24 protein-coding genes are annotated in these 19,966 nt (G+C 67.4%); 22 read left to right on the top strand and 2 right to left on the bottom strand.

Features of this window, described 5'->3' with window-relative positions; translation table 11 throughout:
• Positions 1–222: 222 nt before the first annotated feature.
• The 5 genes from CJ197_RS15795 to tuf all read left to right on the top strand — a co-directional run bounded on the left by CJ197_RS15795 (position 223) and on the right by tuf (position 6,359).
• Complete coding sequence (locus CJ197_RS15795; protein WP_102235380.1) at positions 223–1,419, top strand: resuscitation-promoting factor; 1,197 nt, start codon at positions 223–225, stop codon at positions 1,417–1,419.
• 527 nt (positions 1,420–1,946) lie between these two features.
• Complete coding sequence (gene rpsL, locus CJ197_RS03555; RefSeq protein WP_102235379.1) at positions 1,947–2,321, top strand: 30S ribosomal protein S12; 375 nt, start codon at positions 1,947–1,949, stop codon at positions 2,319–2,321.
• Positions 2,321–2,791, top strand: a complete 471-nt coding sequence (gene rpsG, locus CJ197_RS03550; protein ID WP_102235378.1) for a 30S ribosomal protein S7 — start codon at positions 2,321–2,323, stop codon at positions 2,789–2,791. The genes rpsL and rpsG overlap by 1 nt, the downstream gene beginning before the upstream one ends.
• A gap of 87 nt (positions 2,792–2,878) precedes the next feature.
• Entirely contained in the window at positions 2,879–5,026 is a 2,148-nt protein-coding gene (gene fusA, locus CJ197_RS03545; RefSeq protein ID WP_102235377.1) for an elongation factor G, read from the top strand.
• Between the two features lie 145 nt (positions 5,027–5,171).
• Positions 5,172–6,359: an elongation factor Tu gene (tuf, locus tag CJ197_RS03540; RefSeq protein ID WP_102235376.1), complete on the top strand. Its 1,188-nt coding sequence runs from the start codon at positions 5,172–5,174 to the stop codon at positions 6,357–6,359.
• A 229-nt stretch (positions 6,360–6,588) separates the two neighbouring features.
• Here the strand turns inward: tuf and CJ197_RS03535 are convergent, their stop codons facing one another.
• On the bottom strand, positions 6,589–7,305 hold the full coding sequence (locus CJ197_RS03535; RefSeq protein WP_233190631.1) for a general stress protein: 717 nt from the start codon (positions 7,303–7,305) through the stop codon (positions 6,589–6,591).
• A 300-nt stretch (positions 7,306–7,605) separates the two neighbouring features.
• Here CJ197_RS03535 and ngcE point away from each other — a divergent pair, with 300 nt between their 5' ends.
• The 14 genes from ngcE to rpsQ all read left to right on the top strand — a co-directional run bounded on the left by ngcE (position 7,606) and on the right by rpsQ (position 17,130).
• Positions 7,606–9,066: an N-acetylglucosamine/diacetylchitobiose ABC transporter substrate-binding protein gene (gene ngcE, locus CJ197_RS03530; protein WP_102235375.1), complete on the top strand. Its 1,461-nt coding sequence runs from the start codon at positions 7,606–7,608 to the stop codon at positions 9,064–9,066.
• A 1-nt stretch (position 9,067) separates the two neighbouring features.
• On the top strand, positions 9,068–10,075 hold the full coding sequence (locus CJ197_RS03525; protein WP_102235374.1) for a carbohydrate ABC transporter permease: 1,008 nt from the start codon (positions 9,068–9,070) through the stop codon (positions 10,073–10,075).
• Positions 10,072–10,971, top strand: coding sequence for a carbohydrate ABC transporter permease (locus CJ197_RS03520; protein WP_102235373.1), 900 nt, complete (start codon positions 10,072–10,074; stop codon positions 10,969–10,971). The genes CJ197_RS03525 and CJ197_RS03520 overlap by 4 nt, the downstream gene beginning before the upstream one ends.
• A gap of 434 nt (positions 10,972–11,405) precedes the next feature.
• Complete coding sequence (gene rpsJ, locus CJ197_RS03515; RefSeq protein WP_089064423.1) at positions 11,406–11,714, top strand: 30S ribosomal protein S10; 309 nt, start codon at positions 11,406–11,408, stop codon at positions 11,712–11,714.
• Positions 11,715–11,725: 11 nt separating this feature from the next.
• Positions 11,726–12,406 (top strand): 50S ribosomal protein L3, encoded by a 681-nt coding sequence (gene rplC / locus CJ197_RS03510; RefSeq protein ID WP_102235551.1) that lies wholly within the window; start codon positions 11,726–11,728, stop codon positions 12,404–12,406.
• A 5-nt stretch (positions 12,407–12,411) separates the two neighbouring features.
• On the top strand, positions 12,412–13,380 hold the full coding sequence (gene rplD, locus CJ197_RS03505) for a 50S ribosomal protein L4 (protein ID WP_102235372.1): 969 nt from the start codon (positions 12,412–12,414) through the stop codon (positions 13,378–13,380).
• The gene (gene rplW, locus CJ197_RS03500; protein WP_102235371.1) at positions 13,377–13,679 is read left to right on the top strand and encodes a 50S ribosomal protein L23; all 303 of its coding nucleotides are present in this window, start codon (positions 13,377–13,379) and stop codon (positions 13,677–13,679) included. The genes rplD and rplW overlap by 4 nt, the downstream gene beginning before the upstream one ends.
• 46 nt (positions 13,680–13,725) lie before the next feature.
• Positions 13,726–14,562 (top strand): 50S ribosomal protein L2, encoded by an 837-nt coding sequence (gene rplB, locus CJ197_RS03495; RefSeq protein ID WP_102235370.1) that lies wholly within the window; start codon positions 13,726–13,728, stop codon positions 14,560–14,562.
• Between the two features lie 18 nt (positions 14,563–14,580).
• Positions 14,581–14,862 carry a 30S ribosomal protein S19 gene (gene rpsS, locus CJ197_RS03490; protein ID WP_010550329.1) on the top strand — a complete coding sequence of 94 codons (282 nt, stop codon included), beginning with the start codon at positions 14,581–14,583 and terminating at the stop codon, positions 14,860–14,862.
• A gap of 53 nt (positions 14,863–14,915) precedes the next feature.
• Positions 14,916–15,269, top strand: a complete 354-nt coding sequence (gene rplV / locus CJ197_RS03485) for a 50S ribosomal protein L22 (protein WP_102235369.1) — start codon at positions 14,916–14,918, stop codon at positions 15,267–15,269.
• Between the two features lie 13 nt (positions 15,270–15,282).
• Positions 15,283–16,116, top strand: a complete 834-nt coding sequence (rpsC, locus tag CJ197_RS03480; RefSeq protein WP_102235368.1) for a 30S ribosomal protein S3 — start codon at positions 15,283–15,285, stop codon at positions 16,114–16,116.
• A gap of 5 nt (positions 16,117–16,121) precedes the next feature.
• Positions 16,122–16,541 carry a 50S ribosomal protein L16 gene (gene rplP / locus CJ197_RS03475; RefSeq protein ID WP_102235367.1) on the top strand — a complete coding sequence of 140 codons (420 nt, stop codon included), beginning with the start codon at positions 16,122–16,124 and terminating at the stop codon, positions 16,539–16,541.
• A complete protein-coding gene (gene rpmC / locus CJ197_RS03470) occupies positions 16,541–16,774 on the top strand; it encodes a 50S ribosomal protein L29 (protein WP_102235366.1) in 234 nt (77 codons plus the stop codon). The genes rplP and rpmC overlap by 1 nt, the downstream gene beginning before the upstream one ends.
• A 20-nt stretch (positions 16,775–16,794) precedes the next feature.
• Positions 16,795–17,130, top strand: a complete 336-nt coding sequence (gene rpsQ, locus CJ197_RS03465; RefSeq protein WP_102235365.1) for a 30S ribosomal protein S17 — start codon at positions 16,795–16,797, stop codon at positions 17,128–17,130.
• 524 nt (positions 17,131–17,654) lie between these two features.
• Here rpsQ and CJ197_RS03460 read toward each other — a convergent pair.
• A complete protein-coding gene (locus tag CJ197_RS03460; RefSeq protein WP_102235364.1) occupies positions 17,655–18,059 on the bottom strand; it encodes a hypothetical protein in 405 nt (134 codons plus the stop codon).
• 579 nt (positions 18,060–18,638) lie between these two features.
• Here CJ197_RS03460 and rplN point away from each other — a divergent pair.
• Genes rplN through rplE form a run of 3 tightly spaced genes read left to right on the top strand, consistent with a single transcriptional unit; the run spans position 18,639 to position 19,966 of the window.
• The gene (gene rplN / locus CJ197_RS03455) at positions 18,639–19,007 is read left to right on the top strand and encodes a 50S ribosomal protein L14 (RefSeq protein ID WP_102235363.1); all 369 of its coding nucleotides are present in this window, start codon (positions 18,639–18,641) and stop codon (positions 19,005–19,007) included.
• Position 19,008: 1 nt separating this feature from the next.
• The gene (gene rplX / locus CJ197_RS03450; RefSeq protein ID WP_102235362.1) at positions 19,009–19,395 is read left to right on the top strand and encodes a 50S ribosomal protein L24; all 387 of its coding nucleotides are present in this window, start codon (positions 19,009–19,011) and stop codon (positions 19,393–19,395) included.
• Position 19,396: 1 nt separating this feature from the next.
• Entirely contained in the window at positions 19,397–19,966 is a 570-nt protein-coding gene (gene rplE, locus CJ197_RS03445; protein WP_102235361.1) for a 50S ribosomal protein L5, read from the top strand.

Here is a 19,966-nt window from a genome sequence, read left to right as displayed (position 1 = left end):
AGACCCCTGTCAGCCTTGACCAAAGTCTGGGTGTTTCCCTTACGCGCGCGCCCGATCACGACGACGATGGAGAACGTCTGCCGCACCGCGACCTTCCCGCAGCGCCTCCTGGCTCCCCGGCCCCGAGCGCGCGCTCGCACCGCGGCGACGGGCTCCTGGAGGGTCCGGACCGGATTGACGTGCTATCGCCGCGCCGCGCGCGGCAGGGAAACAGGTGGAACAGTGAAGAAGTCCCCGTGGATCATCGGCGCCGCGGCAGCCTGCGTGCTGGCCGTCGGCGGTGGCGGCACCGCGTTCGCGATGTCCGACGAGGCCCAGATCGACGTGTACGGCGAGCTCAGCTCCGCGCGCACGTTCTCCCAGACCACGGTGCGTGACCTGCTCGCCGAGCAGGACATCGAGGTCAAGGACACCGACCTCGTGCTGCCGGGCCTGGACGAGACCGTCACTGACGGGATGCAGATCCAGGTCATCCACCGCAACGCCGTGACCGTGACCGTGGACGGGCAGGACACCGAGGTGCTCACCACCGGTGACACCGTGGCCGATGCCCTCGCGGAGATCGACGCCGAGACCGAGGGCGCAGCGATCACCCCCGCCGTCGAGGCCTCCCTGGATGAGGCCGCCGGCGCCGTCGAGGTCGTCACCCGCAAGACCGTGACCTTCAAGGGCCAGTACGGCCAGGACACCTTTGAGGTGGCCGCGCTGACCGTCGGCGAGGCGATGGAGAAGGTGCTCGGCGACATCGAGGACACCGACACCGCGAATGTCCCGCGCGATGAGCTGCTCGAGGATGGCGCGACCTACACCGTCAAGCGGGTTCGCTCGACGAAGCGCTCCGAGACCGAGGAGATCCCCTTCAAGACCAAGACGGTCGAGGACGGCGATCTCTACGTCGGCGAGAAGCGGACCACCACCGAGGGCAAGGTCGGCGAACGCAAGAAGGTCATCAAGGAGACCATCGTCGACGGTGAGGTCACCGAGTCTGAGGTGCTCTCCGAGAAGGTCGTCGAGAAGCCCGTGACCCAGGTGGTCGCCGAGGGCACCAAGCAGCGCCCGGAGCCCGAGCCGCGCGAGGAGCAGCGGCCGCGCCAGAACACCCAGTCCTCCCGCTCGAGCGATCGTGACTCCTCCGGCGGCAACACCGGTGCCGCGGCCCCGGCCGAGCCCTCCGGCAGCGTCTGGGATCGCCTGGCGCAGTGCGAGTCCGGTGGCAACTGGTCGATCAACACCGGCAACGGCTACTACGGCGGACTGCAGTTCAACCGCGGCACCTGGCTCGCCTATGGCGGCGGCCAGTACGCCCCCACCGCGAACCTGGCCACCCGCGAGCAGCAGATCGCGATCGCCAAGAAGACCCAGGCCGCGCAGGGTTGGGGTGCCTGGCCCGCCTGCACCGCGCGGCTCGGCATCCGCTGAGCGGACCTCACACCTCACCACGCCACGAGCGCGTCGCAATCCGCGGCGCGCTCGTCGCATGTCGGGGGAGGGGTGCATGGCGGGAGAGGGATGTATGTCGGGGAGGGGCGCTGTCCGGCCCGCCGGACGCGAGCGTGTGATCTGCGTCGGATGCCCACAGAAGCTTTGACCCCGTCGAGAGCGTCTCACTAGACTGAACGTTGCGTCCGGAGTGCCCTCTGGTCGTGACCCGGGACCCATCGTCCGCCCGCCAGGTTCATCCCTGGGCGCGGTCGAGGGGGTCCCCCGCGAGGAGCGGATCCTCGCGGTGTGCCCGAATACGGGCGGCAGGCCGGACCCGGCCCCCGCCCCCGGGCGCCGATCACGGTCCTGCGGACGCCCGGCAGGCGCCATCGTCTGACGGGCGGGTCGTCCCGCAGAAGCTCCCGGGTCCGGGAGCGGCGAGACGGGTCGCCGGCCGCAACCGCGGTCGAAGAAGGTGATCCCCCGGTGCGAACAGCATCGTGGGCCGACGAGGAAGAGAATCAGTGCCGACTATTCAGCAGCTGGTGCGCAAGGGGCGGGACGCCCGGTCGTCCGCCTCCAAGACGCCGGCGCTCAAGGGTTCGCCCCAGCGCCGTGGTGTCTGCACCCGTGTGTACACCCAGACCCCGAAGAAGCCGAACTCCGCGCTGCGCAAGATCGCGCGTGTGAAGCTGTCGACCGGCATCGAGGTCACCGCCTACATCCCCGGTGAGGGCCACAACCTCCAGGAGCACTCCATCGTGCTCGTGCGCGGCGGTCGTGTGAAGGACCTCCCGGGCGTGCGCTACAAGATCGTGCGCGGCGCGCTCGACACCCAGTCCGTCAAGGGCCGCCAGCAGGCGCGCTCCCGCTACGGTGCGAAGAAGGAGAAGAAGTAATGCCTCGTAAGGGCCCCGCTCCCAAGCGCCAGCTGGTCGTCGATCCCGTCTACGGCTCGCCGATCGTCACGCAGCTCATCAACAAGATCCTCCTGGACGGCAAGAAGACCGTCGCCGAGGGCATCGTCTACGACGCGCTGGAAGGCGCGCGGGCGAAGAACGGTCAGGACCCGGTCGTGACCCTCAAGAAGGCGCTGGACAACATCCGTCCCTCGCTCGAGGTCCGCTCTCGCCGTGTGGGCGGTGCGACCTACCAGGTGCCGATCGAGGTCAAGCCCGGTCGCGCGACCACGCTGGCGCTCCGCTGGCTGGTGGGCTACGCCCGCGCCCGCCGCGAGCACACCATGACCGAGCGTCTGATGAACGAAATCCTCGACGCCTCCAACGGCCTCGGCGCCGCTGTCAAGCGCCGCGAGGACACGCACAAGATGGCCGAGTCCAACCGAGCCTTCGCGCACTACCGCTGGTGAGCACACGGTGGGGCCCGCACTACGGAGCGGGCCCCACCGATCGCCCTCCGGCTGCTCGATCACCGTTCTCCAGAAAGGCTTAAGCCCGTGGCACTTGAAGTGCTCAGCGACCTCAAGAAGGTCCGCAACATCGGCATCATGGCTCACATCGATGCCGGTAAGACCACTACGACCGAGCGCATCCTCTTCTACACCGGCGTCAACTACAAGATGGGCGAAACCCATGACGGTGCCGGCACCATGGACTGGATGGAGCAGGAGAAGGAGCGCGGCATCACCATCACGTCCGCCGCGACCACCTGCTACTGGCACGACAACCAGATCAACATCATCGACACTCCCGGCCACGTGGACTTCACCGTCGAGGTGGAGCGTTCGCTGCGTGTCCTGGACGGCGCGGTCGCGGTGTTCGACGGCAAGGAGGGCGTGGAGCCCCAGTCGGAGACCGTGTGGCGGCAGGCCGACAAGTACGACGTGCCCCGCATCTGCTTCGTCAACAAGATGGACAAGCTGGGTGCCGACTTCTTCTTCACCGTGCGCACCATCGTCGATCGCCTGGGTGCCAAGCCGCTGGTGATGCAGGTGCCGATCGGTGCGGAGAGCGACTTCCGCGGCGTGGTGGACCTCGTGGAGATGAAGGCCTACGAGTGGCCGGAGACCCTCGAGGAGGACATGCCGGTCATCAACGCCAAGAAGGGCGATGCGGCGCTGGGGCAGTGGCAGCGGGAGATCCCGATCCCTGCTGAGCTCCAGGACACCGTCGATGAGTACCGCTCCAAGCTGGTCGAGGATGTGGCCGAGAGCTCCGAGGAGCTCATGGACAAGTACCTCGAAGAGGGTGACCTCTCCATTGAGGAGCTCAAGGCCGGCATCCGCAAGCTCACCGTGAACTCCGAGGCGTACCCCGTCTTCTGCGGCTCCGCCTTCAAGAACAAGGGCGTCCAGCCCATGCTCGATGGCGTCATCGACTACCTGCCGTCGCCGCTGGACGTGCCGGACATGGAGGGCCACAAGCCGGGCGATGAGGAGGCCACCCTCACCCGCGCCGCGGACTGGAACGAGCCGTTCTCGGCGCTGGCCTTCAAGGTGGCCAGCCACCCGTTCTTCGGCTCCCTCACCTACGTGCGTGTCTACTCCGGTCAGGTCAAGCAGGGCGAGCAGGTCCTGAACGCCACCACCGGCAAGAAGGAGCGCGTGGGCAAGCTGTTCCAGATGCACTCCAACAAGGAGAACCCGGTGGAGGAGGCCTTCGCGGGCCACATCTACGCTTTCATCGGCCTGAAGGACACCACCACCGGTGACACCCTGACCGATCCGACCCAGCCCATTCAGCTGGAGTCCATGAGCTTCCCCGAGCCCGTGATCTCCGTGGCCATCGAGCCCAAGACCAAGGGTGACCAGGAGAAGCTGGGCGTGGCGATCCAGAAGCTCGCCAAGGAGGACCCCACCTTCCAGGTGCAGCTGGACGAGGAGACAGGCCAGACCGTCATCCGCGGCATGGGTGAGCTCCACCTCGACATCCTCGTGGACCGCATGCGCCGCGAGTTCAACGTCGAGGCGAACATCGGCAAGCCGCAGGTCGCCTACCGCGAGACCATCAAGCGGACGGTGGAGAAGTTCGACTTCACCCACAAGAAGCAGACCGGTGGCTCCGGCCAGTTCGCGAAGGTCCAGATCACCTTCGGCCCGCTGGAGGACGCCGAGGATGGCGTGTTCTACGAGTTCGAGAACCTCATCACCGGCGGCCGCATCCCGCGCGAGTACATCCCGAGCGTGGACGCGGGCATCCAGGACGCCCTGCAGTCGGGCGTCATGGCCGGCTACCCGGTCGTGAACGTGAAGGCCTCCCTGATCGACGGCGCCTACCACGACGTCGACTCCTCGGAGATGGCCTTCAAGATCGCCGGCTCCATGGCCACCAAGGAGGCTCTGCGGAAGGCCAATCCGGTCCTCCTCGAGCCGCTCATGGATGTCGAGGTCCGTACTCCGGAGGAGTACATGGGAGATGTCATCGGCGACCTGAACTCGCGTCGCGGGCAGGTGCAGTCGATGGAGGACGCGAGCGGGGTCAAGATCGTCCGTGCTCTCGTCCCGCTGTCGGAGATGTTCGGCTACGTCGGCGACCTGCGGTCCAAGACCCAGGGTCGTGCGATGTACACCATGCAGTTCGACAGCTACGCGGAGGTCCCCTCGTCCATCGCCGAGGAGATCGTCGCGAAGACCCGGGGCGAGTGAGGACTCGGGGGCGGCAGGTCCCAGGTGCCACGAGGTACCCTGTGGACCTGCTTCCCTCGGAACCCCGTCGGACCGGCACCTGAGCAGGCGCCGCCCGATCCCGATCCAGAAGTACCACCAGTAGAAGTCCTAGGAGGACACCACTATGGCGAAGGCCAAGTTCGAGCGGACCAAGCCGCACGTCAACATCGGCACCATCGGTCACGTCGACCACGGCAAGACCACGCTGAGCGCCGCGATCTCGAAGGTTCTGTACGACAAGTTCCCGGACCTCAACGAGAAGCGCGACTTCGACACGATCGACAACGCGCCCGAGGAGAAGCAGCGCGGCATCACGATCAACGTCTCGCACATCGAGTACGAGACCGACAAGCGTCACTACGCGCACGTCGACGCCCCCGGCCACGCCGACTACGTGAAGAACATGATCACCGGTGCGGCCCAGATGGACGGCGCGATCCTCGTGGTCGCCGCCACCGACGGCCCCATGGCGCAGACCCGTGAGCACGTGCTCCTGGCCCGCCAGGTGGGCGTGCCGGCGCTGCTGGTCGCCCTCAACAAGTCCGACATGGTCGATGACGAGGAGATCCTCGAGCTCGTCGAGATGGAGGTTCGCGAGCTGCTGGGCTCCCAGGAGTTCGACGAGGACGCGCCGGTCATCAAGGTCTCCGCGCTCAAGGCCCTCGAGGGCGACGAGAAGTGGGTCAAGTCCGTTGAGGAGCTCATGGAGGCCGTGGATGAGTTCATCCCGGACCCGGAGCGCGACATGGACAAGCCCTTCCTCATGCCGATCGAGGACGTGTTCACCATTCAGGGCCGCGGCACCGTGGTCACCGGCAAGGTGGACCGCGGCAAGCTCGCCATCAACTCCGAGGTCGAGATCGTCGGTCTGCGCGCTCCGCAGAAGACCACCGTCACCGGCATCGAGATGTTCCACAAGCAGATGGACGAGGCGTGGGCCGGCGAGAACTGCGGCCTGCTGCTGCGCGGCACCAAGCGTGAGGACGTCGAGCGCGGCCAGGTCGTCGTGAAGCCCGGCACCATCACCCCGCACACCGAGTTCGAGGCGCAGGTGTACATCCTCTCCAAGGACGAGGGTGGCCGCCACAACCCCTTCTACTCGAACTACCGTCCGCAGTTCTACTTCCGGACCACCGACGTCACCGGCGTCATCACGCTGCCCGAGGGCACCGAGATGGTCATGCCCGGCGACAACACCGAGATGACGGTCGAGCTCATCCAGCCGATCGCCATGGAGGAGGGCCTCGGCTTCGCCATCCGTGAGGGTGGCCGCACCGTGGGCTCCGGCCGCGTCACCAAGGTCATCAAGTGACCTGGCGGGGGTGACCCCGCTGCCGTGAGGCAACCGCTCAGCGTCCGCTGAGCCGAAGGGCCCCGATCCGGGAGACCGGATCGGGGCCCTTTCGCATGTTCAGCCCGGGCCGTTGGCGCAGCGACGCCGCAAGCGCGTATGCGCCCGAGGTCAGGGATGCCGACCTCAGAGGTGCCGAGTGCGGGGCGGGCTCAGTCGACAGCGGAGCGAGGGCAGCTCGGCGGAGGCGTCAGCTCTCGTGGGGCGGCTGCGGTGCGCGCTGCTCGGGGGCCGACGGGGCCTGAGACTGCTGAGACCGCGACTGCTGCTGCGGCTGCGGCGACTGCTGCGGGTGAGACGGCTGCTGCGGCTGCTGCGGGGACTGCTCAGCGGGCAGGCCGTAGCTCGGGCGAGCCGGGCGATCCGTCGGGGTCGGTGCCGGGGCGGGCATCTGCGGCGGCACCGGAGACGCGCCGGTCGAGGCCAGGAGCTGCCGGGCCTGCTCGGCGTGCTTGTGCTCCACCAGCAGCTCGTACTGCATGGGGATCGTCGCGGTCATCGAGGTGAAGTCGCGTTGCCCGCGGGTGAGGGCATAGGCCACCACCTGCCACAGGGTGAAGAAGATGACGCCCATGATCATGCTGGAGATCAGCGGCAGGAACGTGCCGGGGTTCAGCAGCATCAGCAGCAGGCCCAGGAACAGCCCCATCCATAGACCCGACAGCACACCCTGGCCGATCACCCGCCCCCAGGTCTTGCGTCCGGTCACCCGCTCCATGAGCTTCAGGTCGGTGCCGACGATGAGCGTAGACTGCACGGGGAACTGGTTGTCCGCCAGGGTGTCCACGACCGACTGCACCTCCTCATAGGTGTTGTACACGCCGAGGGAGCGCGGATATTCGAGGTCGTACAGCCGAGCGGTCAGCGGCGAGGCGGCTGCCGGGGAGGAACGCGGTGTCTGGCTCATGGGACTCACGGTATCGGAGGCCGCTGCCCCTGACTGGAAAGCAGCCGAACCCCTGTTCCCACGCGCAGAACACGGACTATTGTGCGCCAGAACCCGACACCAGCGCAGCCCGGGGCCTGCTGGCGATGAGGGGACTGTGCGGCCCGCTCGCGGTCTGGTCCGAGCGCAGAAGAGTGCGCGATCGTGACACGGCTGAGACGGACCTGCGCAGTTCCGGGCACCTGTCCGGCGTACAGTGTCTCCGACAGCTGACCGGGGCGCCCCGCGCTCGGGTCCCTTTCAACGATGAAAGAGGTTCTGATGGGCACTGAGCAGGACGACACCACCATGCCCCTGACCCCGCTGGATCGCCTCGCAGCGTCCCGCCGGCGCTTCCTCGCGCTCGCCGGGGCCGGTGCAGGCGCCAGCGCCCTAGCCGCCTGTGCCGCCGGCGGCGGCGGTAAGGATTCCGAGGGAGGCGGCGGCGTTTCCGAGGGCGGCGGCGAGGTCTCCGAGGACAACCCCTTCGGCGTCGACGGCTCCGCGCCGCTGGAAGTGGTCATCTTCAATGGCGGCTTCGGCGACCAGTACGGCAAGGACGCCGGCAAGAAGTACAAGGAGATGTACCCCGAGGCCGATGTGCAGGTCAACTCGACCGTGGACATCCAGCCGGAGCTGCAGCCCCGCTTCGTCGGTGGCAACCCGCCGGACCTGTTCGACAACTCCGGCGCGCAGGCCATGAACTCCTCCGCCCTGATCTCCGAGGGGCAGCTCTCCACGCTCGATGCCCTCATCGAAGCGCCGTCCCTGGACGGCGGCACCGTCGGCGATTCCCTGCTGCCGGGCTCGCTGGATCCGGGCACCTATTCCGGCAAGCTCTACTCGCTGAACTACGTGTACACGGTCTTCGCGCTGTGGTACTCCGCCAAGCAGTTCAACGACATGGGCTGGGATGCGCCGGTAACCTGGGATGACGTCATGACCATCGGCGAGCAGGCCAAGAGCGAGGGCATCAGCCTGTTCGCCTTCGGTGGCCAGAACGCGGCGGACTACTACCACACGCTCGCGCTCGGTATGGCCGTCAAGCAGGGCGGCATCGACGTCGCCAAGAACCTCGACAAGCTCGACGCCGGCGCCTACGAGCAGGACGCGGTGGTGCAGGCCTTCGACGCCATCGAGGACGCCGTGAAGGCGGACTTCTTCCTCTCCGGCGGCGCGGGTATCAAGCACACCGAGGCCCAGGCCCAGTGGGTCACCGGCAAGGCGGTCATGTATCCCTCCGGCTCGTGGATCGAGAACGAGCAGAAGGGCGTCACGCCCGATGACTACGAGATGACCGGATGCCCCGATCCGCAGCTCGGCTCGGACTCCTCCTTCCCGGCTGAGGCCATCCGCGGCACCGCGGGCGAGCCCTTCCAGGTGCCCGCCGACGCCGCGAACGGCGCCGGTGGCCTGGAGTTCCTGCGCATCATGCTCTCCAAGGAGCAGGCGCAGAACTTCGCCGAGCTCACCAGCTCCCTCACGATCGTCAAGGACTCCGTGCCCGAGGACGCCTTCGGCTCCACGGCACTGGCCTCGGTGAACTCGATGATCCAGGACGCCGGGGACAACATCTACACCTGGAACTTCACCGACTGGTACGGCCTGGGGCCGGACTTCAAGCCGATCTGGAACGAGTTCCTCAGCGGCAAGATCGATGCTGCCGAGGTCCGCTCCCGGTCGCAGGAGGTGCTGGATCGGGTGCGTGAGGACGATGGCATCGAGAAGTTTGACGTCGCCTGATATGACTGCGCCCGCTCCTACCGTGGCGACGCCCTCGGCCGGTTCGGCTGCTCCCCGCAGCCGGGCCGGCCGTCGGCCGTCGCCCTCCCGTCTGCTGTTCTTCGCGGTGTTCCTCGGGATCCCGCTGCTGATCTACATCATCTTCGTGGTCTCCCCGTTCCTGCAGGCCTTCTACTACTCGATGACCAACTGGCGCGGGGTGAGCGCCAACATGGACTTCATCGGCCTGGAGAACTATCGGAGGATCTTCGCTGATCCGACGTACCTCAAGGCCCTGACGAACAACCTCATCCTGCTGCTGGTGCTGCCCACGATTACCATCACACTGGCCTTCGCCCTCGCCGTCATGGTCACGATCGGCGGGGACTCGCGCGGCGAGATCCTCGGCATCAAGGGCTCGAACGTGTACCGCGTGGTGAGCTTCTTCCCCTACGTGCTGCCGGCGGTGGTCATCGGCATCCTGTTCGCCTTCATCTACTCGCCCTACGGGGGCCTGCTGAACGGTCTGCTGAACATTCCGATCCGGCTGCTGAATGCGCTCGGGGTGGACATCGCCCCGGTCGGTCTCGCGTGGCTGGGGGAGGAGAAGCTGGCGCTGGGAGCCATCGTGGCGGCGGTGGTGTGGTCCCTCGTCGGTTTCTACATGGTCCTGTTCGTCGCGGCCATCAAGGCGATCCCCTCGGAGATGATCGAGGCCGCGCGCTTGGACGGCTGCGGCAGGCTGCGCATGGCCGTGCAGGTGGTGCTCCCGCAGATCCGGGAGAACGTCTCCACCGCGGTCGTATACGTCGGGATCATGGCGCTGGACATGTTCGTGTACATCTCGGTGATGACCCCGAGCGGTGGCACCGACAAGAGCACCGAAGTGGTCTCGCGGTACCTGTACGAGACAGCCTTCTCCCGTTCGCAATTCGGATTGGCCTCTGCGATGGGCGTGGTTCTCGCGCTGGTCACCATGCTGATGGCGGTGATCGTCCTGTTCGGCACTCGGCGGAAGGATGACGCATGAGCACTGCCACCAGCACCGATCCGCGGATGCGCGCGGAGGAGATCACCACCCGCGAGCACCGGCGCAGCACCGGGGACCGCGTCTTCTCGACTGTGGCCCATACGATCCTGATCATCTGGACCCTGATCGTGGTCCTGCCACTGATCTGGACGTTCTACAGCTCGTTCAAGACCTCCGGGGAGATCCTCACCTCACCGTTCACGCCGCCGAGCGCCCTGAACCTGGACAACTTTGTCACGGCCTGGACCGAGGCGGGGATCGGCCGGTACTTCTTCAACACCATCATCGTGGTGGGCGGAGCGCTGTTCCTGGTCATGCTGCTGGGGGCCATGTGCGCCTACGTGCTGGCGCGCTTCCAGTTCCCCGGCCGCCAGCTCATCTACTACGGCATGATCGCGGGGCTCACCTTCCCGATCTTCCTGGCCGTGGTGCCGCTGTTCTTCGTGCTGCAGAACATGGGGCTGCGCGGCACCTACATCGGGCTGATCCTCACCTACGTGGGTTTCGCCCTGCCGTTCACCGTGTTCTTCCTGTACGCGTTCTTCCGACAGTTGCCGGAGGAGATCGCTGAGGCGGCTGCGATCGACGGCGCCGGAGATTTCCGCACGTTCTTCCAGATCATGGTGCCGCTGGCCGTCCCAGGCCTGACGAGCGTGACGATCTTCAACTTCCTGGGCCTGTGGAACCAGTACCTGCTGCCGGTGGTGCTGAACACTGACAAGGACAAGTACGTGCTCGCCCAGGGGCTCAAGAGCCTCCAGGCCCAACAGGGCTATGAATCGGACTGGGGCGCGATGTTTGCTTCGGTGACGATCACGATCCTGCCGGTGCTCATCGTGTACGTGATCTTCCAGCGCCAGCTGCAGGGCGGGCTGGGACGCAGCACGAACAAATAACCCCTGCGAGAGGTGCCGGAGAAGAGGGGGAACCCCAGCGGGAGGCCCCCGAAAGGAGGGTCCGACGGGTCCGGGCGCGCGGCGCACCGCCGCCCGGACCCGTCGCCATGTGACAGGCCGCACCCGGCCTGCTCTTGTGGGCCCTCGCGCGCCTCTGGCACACTGGACGAGTTGTCTGCGCGGGCCGTCATGCCCGGTTCCGTTCCCCAGCGGCCAGCGGTCGGGGGAATGATCACCGGATGAGGTCCGTCCCGAGGATGCGAACCACGCCCCACGGCGAGGATCGCGCATCGTCAGAGGGAACCAGGTGCAGACGCAGCCGAACCTCGGCGGCCCCGTGCTGGGCTCATGCGCCCCAGCGAGGTCGACACGCCCGTCCTCGGGTGTGGGGGAGAGGCTGCATTCATGCCAGACGAGAAGAGAGACAGGACGCCATGGCGGGACAGAAGATCCGCATCCGGCTCAAGTCGTACGACCACGAGGTGATCGACAGCTCGGCGCGCAAGATCGTCGAGACCGTGACCTCCGCGGGTGCGACGGTCGTGGGCCCGGTGCCGCTGCCGACCGAGAAGAACGTTTTCTGCGTCATCCGGTCGCCGCACAAGTACAAGGACTCCCGTGAGCACTTCGAGATGCGCACGCACAAGCGACTGATCGACATCGTCGATCCCACGCCCAAGGCCGTGGATTCGCTCATGCGCCTCGATCTGCCGGCGGACGTCAACATCGAGATCAAGCTCTGAGGGTGGTGGACATGAGCAACGAACTGACGGGCCAGCGGGCCCTCCCGGTGACCGGCGTGCTCGGCACCAAGCTCGGCATGACCCAGGTCTGGGACGACAACGGCAAGCTCGTGCCGGTGACCGTCGTGCAGACCGGCGGGAACGTCGTCACCCAGATCCGCTCGGTCGAGACCGACGGCTACGACGCGGTGCAGATCGGCTACGGCCAGATCGATCCCCGCAAGGTCTCCCAGCCGCTGCGCGGCCACTTCGAGAAGGCCGGCGTGACCCCGCGTCGCCACCTCGTGGAGCTGCGCACCCCCGACGCGACTGACTACAGCGTCGGCCAGGAGATCGACGCCTCCGTGTTCGCGGCCGGCCAGAAGGTCGACGTCGTCGGCACCTCCAAGGGCAAGGGCACCGCGGGCGTCATGAAGCGCCACGGCTTCGCCGGTGTGGCGGCCTCCCACGGCCAGCACCGCAACCACCGCAAGCCCGGCTCCATCGGCGGCGCCTCCACCCCCGGCCGTGTCTTCAAGGGCATGCGCATGGCGGGCCGGATGGGCGGCGACCGCACCAGTGTTCAGAACCTGACCGTTCACGCGGTCGACGTCGAGAAGGGCCTCGTGCTCGTCAAGGGTGCCGTCCCCGGCCCCAAGGGCGGTCTCGTGCTGGTCCGCTCGGCCGTCAAGAGCCCCGCGAAGGAGGCCTGAGACCGATGGCAGAGAACCTGACCGTCGACGTGCTCGATCCGGCCGGCAAGAAGTCCGGCACCGTCGAGCTGCCCGCGTCGATCTTCGACGTGCAGACCAACGTCCCCCTGATCCACCAGGTCGTTGTCGCCCAGCAGGCGGCGGCGCGCCGGGGCACCCACAAGGCCAAGACCCGCGGCGAGGTCCGCGGCGGCGGCAAGAAGCCCTGGAAGCAGAAGGGTACCGGCCGCGCCCGCCAGGGCTCGCTGCGCGCCCCGCAGTTCGCCGGCGGTGGCACCGTGCACGGTCCCGTGCCGCGTGACTACTCCCAGCGCACCCCCAAGAAGATGAAGGCCGCCGCCCTGCGCGGTGCCCTCTCCGACCGGGCGCGCAATGGTCGCGTCCACGTCATCTCCGCGCTGCTGGACGGCGACGTGGCCTCCACCAAGGCTGCCCGCCAGACCCTCTCGCGCGTCTCCGATCGTCGCCACCTGCTGGTGGTCGTGCGTCGGGACGACGACCTGGGGGCGCTCAGCACCCGCAACCTGCCCACCGCGCACGTGCTGTACGCGGACCAGGTGAACACCTACGACGTCATGCTCAGCGATGACGTGGTCTTCACCGAGGGCGCACTCGAGGACTTCGTGGCCCAGGCGACCCTGTCGCTGCCCACCTCCGCCTTCGCCGCGGCGAAGGCGGAGACGACGGCTGAGAAGGCTCCGAAGGCCGAGAAGAAGGCTGACGCGAAGGCCGCCGAGAAGGTCGAGTCGCCCTACGGCGAGGGCTCCGCGGCTGCGCTGGCCGACGGCTCCGCGCCCGAGGGCTACACCATCAAGGGCAATGCGGACTCGATGAAGTACCACACCGAGGACTCTCCCTGGTACGGCCGCACCAAGGCCGAGGTCTGGTTCGCGACCGAGGAGGCCGCCCAGGCCGCCGGGTTCGTGAACGCCGTCAAGGAGTCCACCTCGGCCGATGAGGAGGAGTCGAAGTGACCTCGCTGAACAAGGATCCCCGCGACGTCCTGCTGGCCCCGGTGGTCTCCGAGAAGAGCTACGGGCTGATGGACGAAGGCAAGTACACCTTCCTGGTGGCTGCCGACGCGAACAAGACCGAGATCAAGATCGCCGTCGAGAAGATCTTCGACGTGAAGGTCGACTCGGTGAACACGATCAACCGTCAGGGCAAGGCGCGTCGCACGCGCTTCGGGATGGGCAAGCGCAAGGACACCAAGCGCGCCATCGTGACCCTGACCGACGGAGCCATCGACATCTTCGGAGGGTCGGTCGCCTGAAGCGGCCGAGATCCGAGGAGCCGAAGAGAGTCTGAGGGAAACCCACATGGCAATTCGTAAGAGCAAGCCGACCACTCCCGGTCGTCGCGGCTCGAGTGGCGCCGACTTCGTCGAGATCACTCGAACCACGCCGGAGAAGTCCCTGGTGCGCCCGCTGTCCAAGAGCGGCGGCCGCAACAACAAGGGTCGTATCACCTCCCGTCACCGGGGCGGTGGCCACAAGCGTGCGTACCGCATGATCGACTTCCGTCGTCACGACAAGGATGGCGTCAAGGCGAAGGTCGCGCACATCGAGTACGACCCCAACCGCACCGCCCGCATCGCGCTGCTGCACTACATGGACGGCGAGAAGCGCTACATCCTGGCCCCGGCGCGGCTGCGCCAGGGCGACTGGGTGGAGAACGGCGCCGGCGCGGACATCAAGCCCGGCAATAACCTGCCGCTGCGCAACATCCCGCTGGGCACCGTGGTGCACGCCATCGAGCTGCGCCCCGGTGGCGGTGCGAAGATCGCCCGCTCCGCCGGTGCTTCCGTGCAGCTGGTCGCCAAGGAGGGCCCGTACGCGCAGCTGCGCATGCCCTCCGGGGAGATCCGTAACGTGGATGCCCGCTGCCGCGCCACCATCGGTGAGGTCGGCAATGCCGAGCAGTCCAACATCAACTGGGGCAAGGCCGGCCGCCTGCGGTGGAAGGGCAAGCGCCCCCACGTCCGCGGCGTGGTCATGAACCCCGTCGATCACCCGCACGGTGGTGGCGAGGGCAAGACCTCCGGTGGCCGTCATCCGGTCTCGCCGTGGGGTCAGCCCGAGGGACGCACCCGCAAGCCGGGCAAGGAGAGCGACAAGCTCATCGTGCGCCGTCGCCGGACCGGCAAGAAGCGCTGATAGGGAGAAGCCGAAACCATGCCTCGCAGTATTTCCAAGGGCCCGTTCGTCGACGACCACCTGCAGAAGAAGGTGGACGCCCAGAACGAGAAGGGCACCAAGAACCTCATCAAGACCTGGTCGCGTCGTTCGGTCATCACCCCGGACTTCCTCGGCCACACCTTCGCAGTGCACGACGGCCGCAAGCACGTCTCGGTGTTCGTCACCGAGTCGATGGTCGGCCATAAGCTCGGCGAGTTCGCTCCCACGCGGACTTTCAAGGGCCACGAGAAGGACGACAAGAAGGGCCGCCGCCGCTGACCCCGTGTCAGCCCGGCAGCACGTCCCGACATCCAGAAGAAAGCAGGACAGCAATGGAAGCCAAGGCGCAGGTGCGGTACCTCCGCATGTCGCCCATGAAGGCTCGCCGCGTTGTGGACCTGATTCGTGGCAAGAGCACGGCCGAGGCCCTGGACACCCTGCGGTTCGCCCCGCAGGCCGCCAGCGAGCCCGTCCTCAAGCTCGTCGAGTCCGCGATCGCCAACGCGCGGGTGAAGGCAGATCAGGCGGGGGAGCGCTTCGATGAGCGCGAGCTCGTCGTCTCTGCCGCCTATGTGGACGAGGGTCCGACCATGAAGCGGTTCCAGCCGCGAGCTCAGGGTCGTGCCTTCCAGATCAAGAAGCGCACCAGCCACGTCACCGTGGTGGTCGCTCCCGCGAACAAGTAAGGGGAACCGAAGTATGGGCCAGAAGGTCAATCCGAACGGGTTCCGCCTCGGGATCACCACGGAGCACACCAGCCGGTGGTTCGCCGACTCCTCGAAGGAGGGCCAGCGGTACCGCGACTACGTGAAGGAAGACGTCGCGATCCGCAAGCTCATGTCCGAGGGGCTCGAGCGCGCCGGCATCTCCAAGGTCGAGATCGAGCGCACCCGTGATCGTGTCCGCGTGGACCTCCACACCGCCCGCCCGGGCATCGTCATCGGGCGTCGTGGCGCGGAGGCCGAGCGGCTGCGCGGTGAGCTGGAGAAGCTCACCGGCAAGCAGATCCAGCTGAACATCCTCGAGGTCAAGAACCCCGAGGCCGATGCGCAGCTGGTCGCCCAGGGCATCGCCGAGCAGCTCGCCGCCCGTGTCTCCTTCCGCCGCGCCATGCGCAAGGGCATCCAGTCCGCGCAGCGCGCCGGCGCGAAGGGCATCCGCGTGGCGGTCTCCGGCCGCCTCGGCGGCGCCGAGATGAGCCGCAGCGAGTTCTACCGTGAGGGTCGCGTGCCGCTGCACACCCTCCGCGCGAACATCGACTACGGCTTCCACGAGGCCCGCACCGCCTTCGGCCGTATCGGCGTGAAGGTGTGGATCTACAAGGGCGACATCACCGCCAAGGAGCTCGCGGCCCAGCAGGCCGCCCAGCAGGGTCCCCGCTCCGGCGGTCGCGGCCCGCGCGCCGAGCGTCCCCGCGGTCGTCGCAACGAGCGCAACGCCAACGCCCGTCGGGAGCGCAACGAGGCTGCCAGCCAGCAGTCCGCGCCCGCCGAGCAGGCCGCGCCCGCACAGCAGTCCGGAACGGAGGCCTGAGCGACATGCTGATCCCCCGCAGGACCAAGCACCGCAAGCAGCACCACCCCAGCCGCAGCGGCATGGCCAAGGGCGGCACCGATCTCGCGTTCGGCGACTACGGCATCCAGGCGCTCGCGCCGGCCTACGTCACCAACCGCCAGATCGAGGCGGCTCGTATCGCCATGACGCGCTACATGAAGCGTGGCGGCAAGGTGTTCATCAACATCTACCCCGACCGTCCGCTCACCAAGAAGCCTGCCGAGGTCCGCATGGGCTCCGGTAAGGGCTCGGTTGAGTGGTGGGTCGCCAACATCAAGCCCGGCCGCGTCCTGTTCGAGGTGGCCGGCGTTGAGGAGGAGGTGGCTCGCGAGGCGCTGCGCCTGGCGATGCACAAGCTCCCCATGAAGTGCCGCATCCTGAGCCGAGAGAGTGGTGACATCTGATGGCAGCGACCAAGCTCACCGCCGATGAGCTCGACAAGCTGGACGACGCCACGCTGGCCGACGAGCTGGCGAAGGCGAAGGACGAGCTGTTCAAGCTCCGTTTCCAGTCCGCGACCGGTCAGCTCGAGAGCTCCGGCCGTCTGCGGTCCGTCAAGAAGGACATCGCAAGGATCTACACGATCCTGCGCGAGCGCGAGCTGGGCATCCGTCAGGCCCCCGGCGACGCCGAGTGACCCGGAGCGAGGATTCGTACATGACTGAGAAGACCGCCAACACCGAGGTGGAGACCCCCGAGGTCGAGGAGCTCGACAAGGAGGGCGCGCACGCGTCCTCGTCCGAGCGCCCGTACCGCAAGACCCAGCGCGGCTACGTCGTCTCCGACAAGATGGAGAAGACTATCGTCGTCGAGGTCGAGGAGCGTGTGAAGCACGCCCGCTACGGCAAGGTGACCACCAAGACCAGCAAGTTCAAGGCGCACGATGAGGAGAACACCGCCGGCGTCGGCGACCGTGTCCTCATCATGGAGACCCGCCCGCTGTCCGCGTCCAAGCGGTGGCGCCTGGTGGAGATCCTCGAGCGCGCCAAGTGATCCGGCTGCGGTCCGCGTGACCGCACCGGAAGCATGACGGGCCGGTCCTCCCGCACGGGAGGGCCGGCCCGTCGACGTTGCACGGGAGGGCCGGCCCCGTCGGCGCTGGGGGAGGGCCGGCCCCGTCGGCGTTGGGGGAGGGCCAGCCCCGTCGGCGTTGGGGGAGGGCCCGTTGACGTAGGACATCGCGGGCCTGCCACCTGCCCCGTCCACTCCCTCGTGTCCGTCTGTCATTGCGCCACGCCGTCTACGCCTCGCGAGTGCACCGATTCGTGGCGAAAGTGAGACGTATCGGTGTGCTCGGCTGGGTTATCCGGTGTGTCGGTGTCGGGGGAGGGGTTGCTCGTCGACGTGGGTGATTGCCTGTCTGCCACCCGCCCCGCAGAGGCTGGGCTTCCTCCGCACCTGTCAGGTCCGCAGGCATGTTCGTGCTTTGCATGCCCCGGGATCTGACATTCGCGATCCGGCGGTTCTGTGACTGGTGGTTCAGCGGTCCGGCTGCTGATGTGGTGCGGTGGCGCCTTTCAGCTGCCGAGAGCGATGAGCAGCGCGCCCGCCAAGGCGTCCTCCGCGCGGGGTGCGGGCACCTCCCGGGTTCTGCCGTCGGTCTCCAGTTCGACGACGAAGCCCCCGTCGGCCTCCTGCCGCAGCGTGCGGAACCGCACCCCGAGTGCCTTGCGCAGCTGATCCTCCCGCGGAAGCCAGATCGCCTCATCCTCCTCCACGGAGTCCAGCGCCCACTCGGTGGTGCCGTTGAAGCGGAACACCCGCCTGCCGTGCCGGCCCAGGTCCTGCTCGATGACCATGGAGGAGAGCATCCACACCTCGTCCCGCAGCTCCTCGGCGTCGATCGCGAAGAGGTCCCCGTCCGCCGGATCCCAACGGAGTCCGGCCGCCTGCAGCCGTCGTGCAACGTCGATGTCGATCATCCCGTGACGCTACCCGTTGCGCTGGCGCCCACGCCACGCCGTGGCCGCGCTTCGAGTGCACCGATCTGTGGCGATAGGGAGACGTCTCGGTGTACTCGTCGACGGATGCCGGCGTGTCGCAAGGGGAGGGCAGGGCTGAGCGGCGGGGGTGCGGGCCAGGGGAGTGAGCGCTGGGGCGGGGGTGCGGGGGAAACACGCCTCGGGGGAGAGCAAGCACACATGCATCGGCCCCAACCTCGGGGGTGACATCCACGCACGTCCCCCGTACGATTGAACGGTTGCCGGAACGCCATGCTCTCCGTGCGGTCCGACCGCGCAGGGGGCACCGGGGTTCCGCGACAGGATCCGGTACCACCAGATCCCTCCTCACCGGAGACCTCGCACATGAGGCGAACGCCCCGCGTTCAGCACGCCAGTGCCTGAGTCCGGTCGAGGATTTTTCGGTGCCCGGAGCCCGTCGACGGCAGCGCCCGCGTCGGATCCCGATCCGGGGGCGGCCGGGCACGGTCCAGATTCCGTTCCGCCAGGCTCGGTCCCCGCACACGGGGGAAGAGAACCGGCGAGACGATAGGAGAACGAGTGATTCAGCAGGAGTCGCGACTGAAGGTCGCCGACAACACGGGTGCCAAGGAGATCCTCTGCATCCGGGTTCTCGGTGGCTCCGGTCGCCGTTACGCCAGCATCGGCGACACCATCGTGGCGACCGTCAAGGACGCCATCCCCGGTGGAAACGTCAAGAAGGGCGACGTGGTCAAGGCCGTCGTCGTCCGCACGTCCAAGGAGGTCCGTCGCGTCGACGGCTCCTACATCCGCTTCGACGAGAACGCCGCAGTCATCCTCAAGACCGACGGCGAGCCGCGCGGCACCCGTATCTTCGGCCCCGTCGGCCGTGAGCTGCGCGACAAGCGATTCATGAAGATCGTCTCGCTGGCACCGGAGGTGCTGTGACATGGCAAAGATGAAGATCAAGAAGGGTGACCTGGTGCAGGTCATCACCGGTCGCACCAGCGATGCCGACAAGGCCGCCAAGCGCGGTCTGGAGCCGGGCGACAAGGGCAAGCAGGGCCGTGTCCTGCAGGTCTTCCCCGACACCCAGCGCGTGCTGGTCGAGGGCGTGAACCGTCGTACCCACCACCTCAAGCCCACCCAGGCCGGCGGCGCCGGCGGGATCGAGCAGCGCGAGGCCCCGATCCACGTCTCCAACGTGGCGTTCGTGGACCCCGAGGACAACAAGCCGACCAAGATCGGCTACCGCGTCGAGACCGTCGAGCTCGAGAACGGCCGCACCAAGCAGGTGCGCGTCCGTTACGCGAAGCGCTCCGGGAAGGACATCTGAGATGACCGAGACCCAGACCCAGGCGCCCACCCCGCGTCTGAAGACCAAGTACAACGAGACCGTCCGTCCGGCTCTGACCGAGCAGTTCGGCTACAAGAACGTCATGCTCGTGCCCGGCCTGACGAAGATCGTCGTGAACATGGGCGTCGGCGACGCCGCTCGCGACTCCAAGGTGATCGACGGCGCGATCAAGGACCTCGCCGCCATCACCGGCCAGAAGCCCCAGGTCACCAAGGCCCGCAAGTCCATCGCGCAGTTCAAGCTGCGTGAGGGCATGCCCATCGGCGCCCACGTCACCCTGCGCGGTGCACGCATGTGGGAGTTCCTGGACCGTCTGCTGTCCACCGCCCTGCCGCGCATCCGCGACTTCCGCGGTCTGTCGCCGAAGCACTTCGACGGCAACGGCAACTACACCTTCGGTCTCACCGAGCAGGTCATGTTCCACGAGATCGACCAGGACAAGATCGACCGCGTCCGCGGCATGGACATCACGGTCGTCACCACTGCGAAGACCGACGACGAGGGGCGCGCGCTGCTCAAGGCGCTCGGCTTCCCCTTCAAGGAGAACTGA

This window comes from Brachybacterium sp. UMB0905, assembly GCF_002871795.1.
Lineage (GTDB): Bacteria > Actinomycetota > Actinomycetes > Actinomycetales > Dermabacteraceae > Brachybacterium.
Note: the sequence above shows the minus strand (reverse complement) of the source record. Positions and strands in the feature narration are given on the sequence as shown.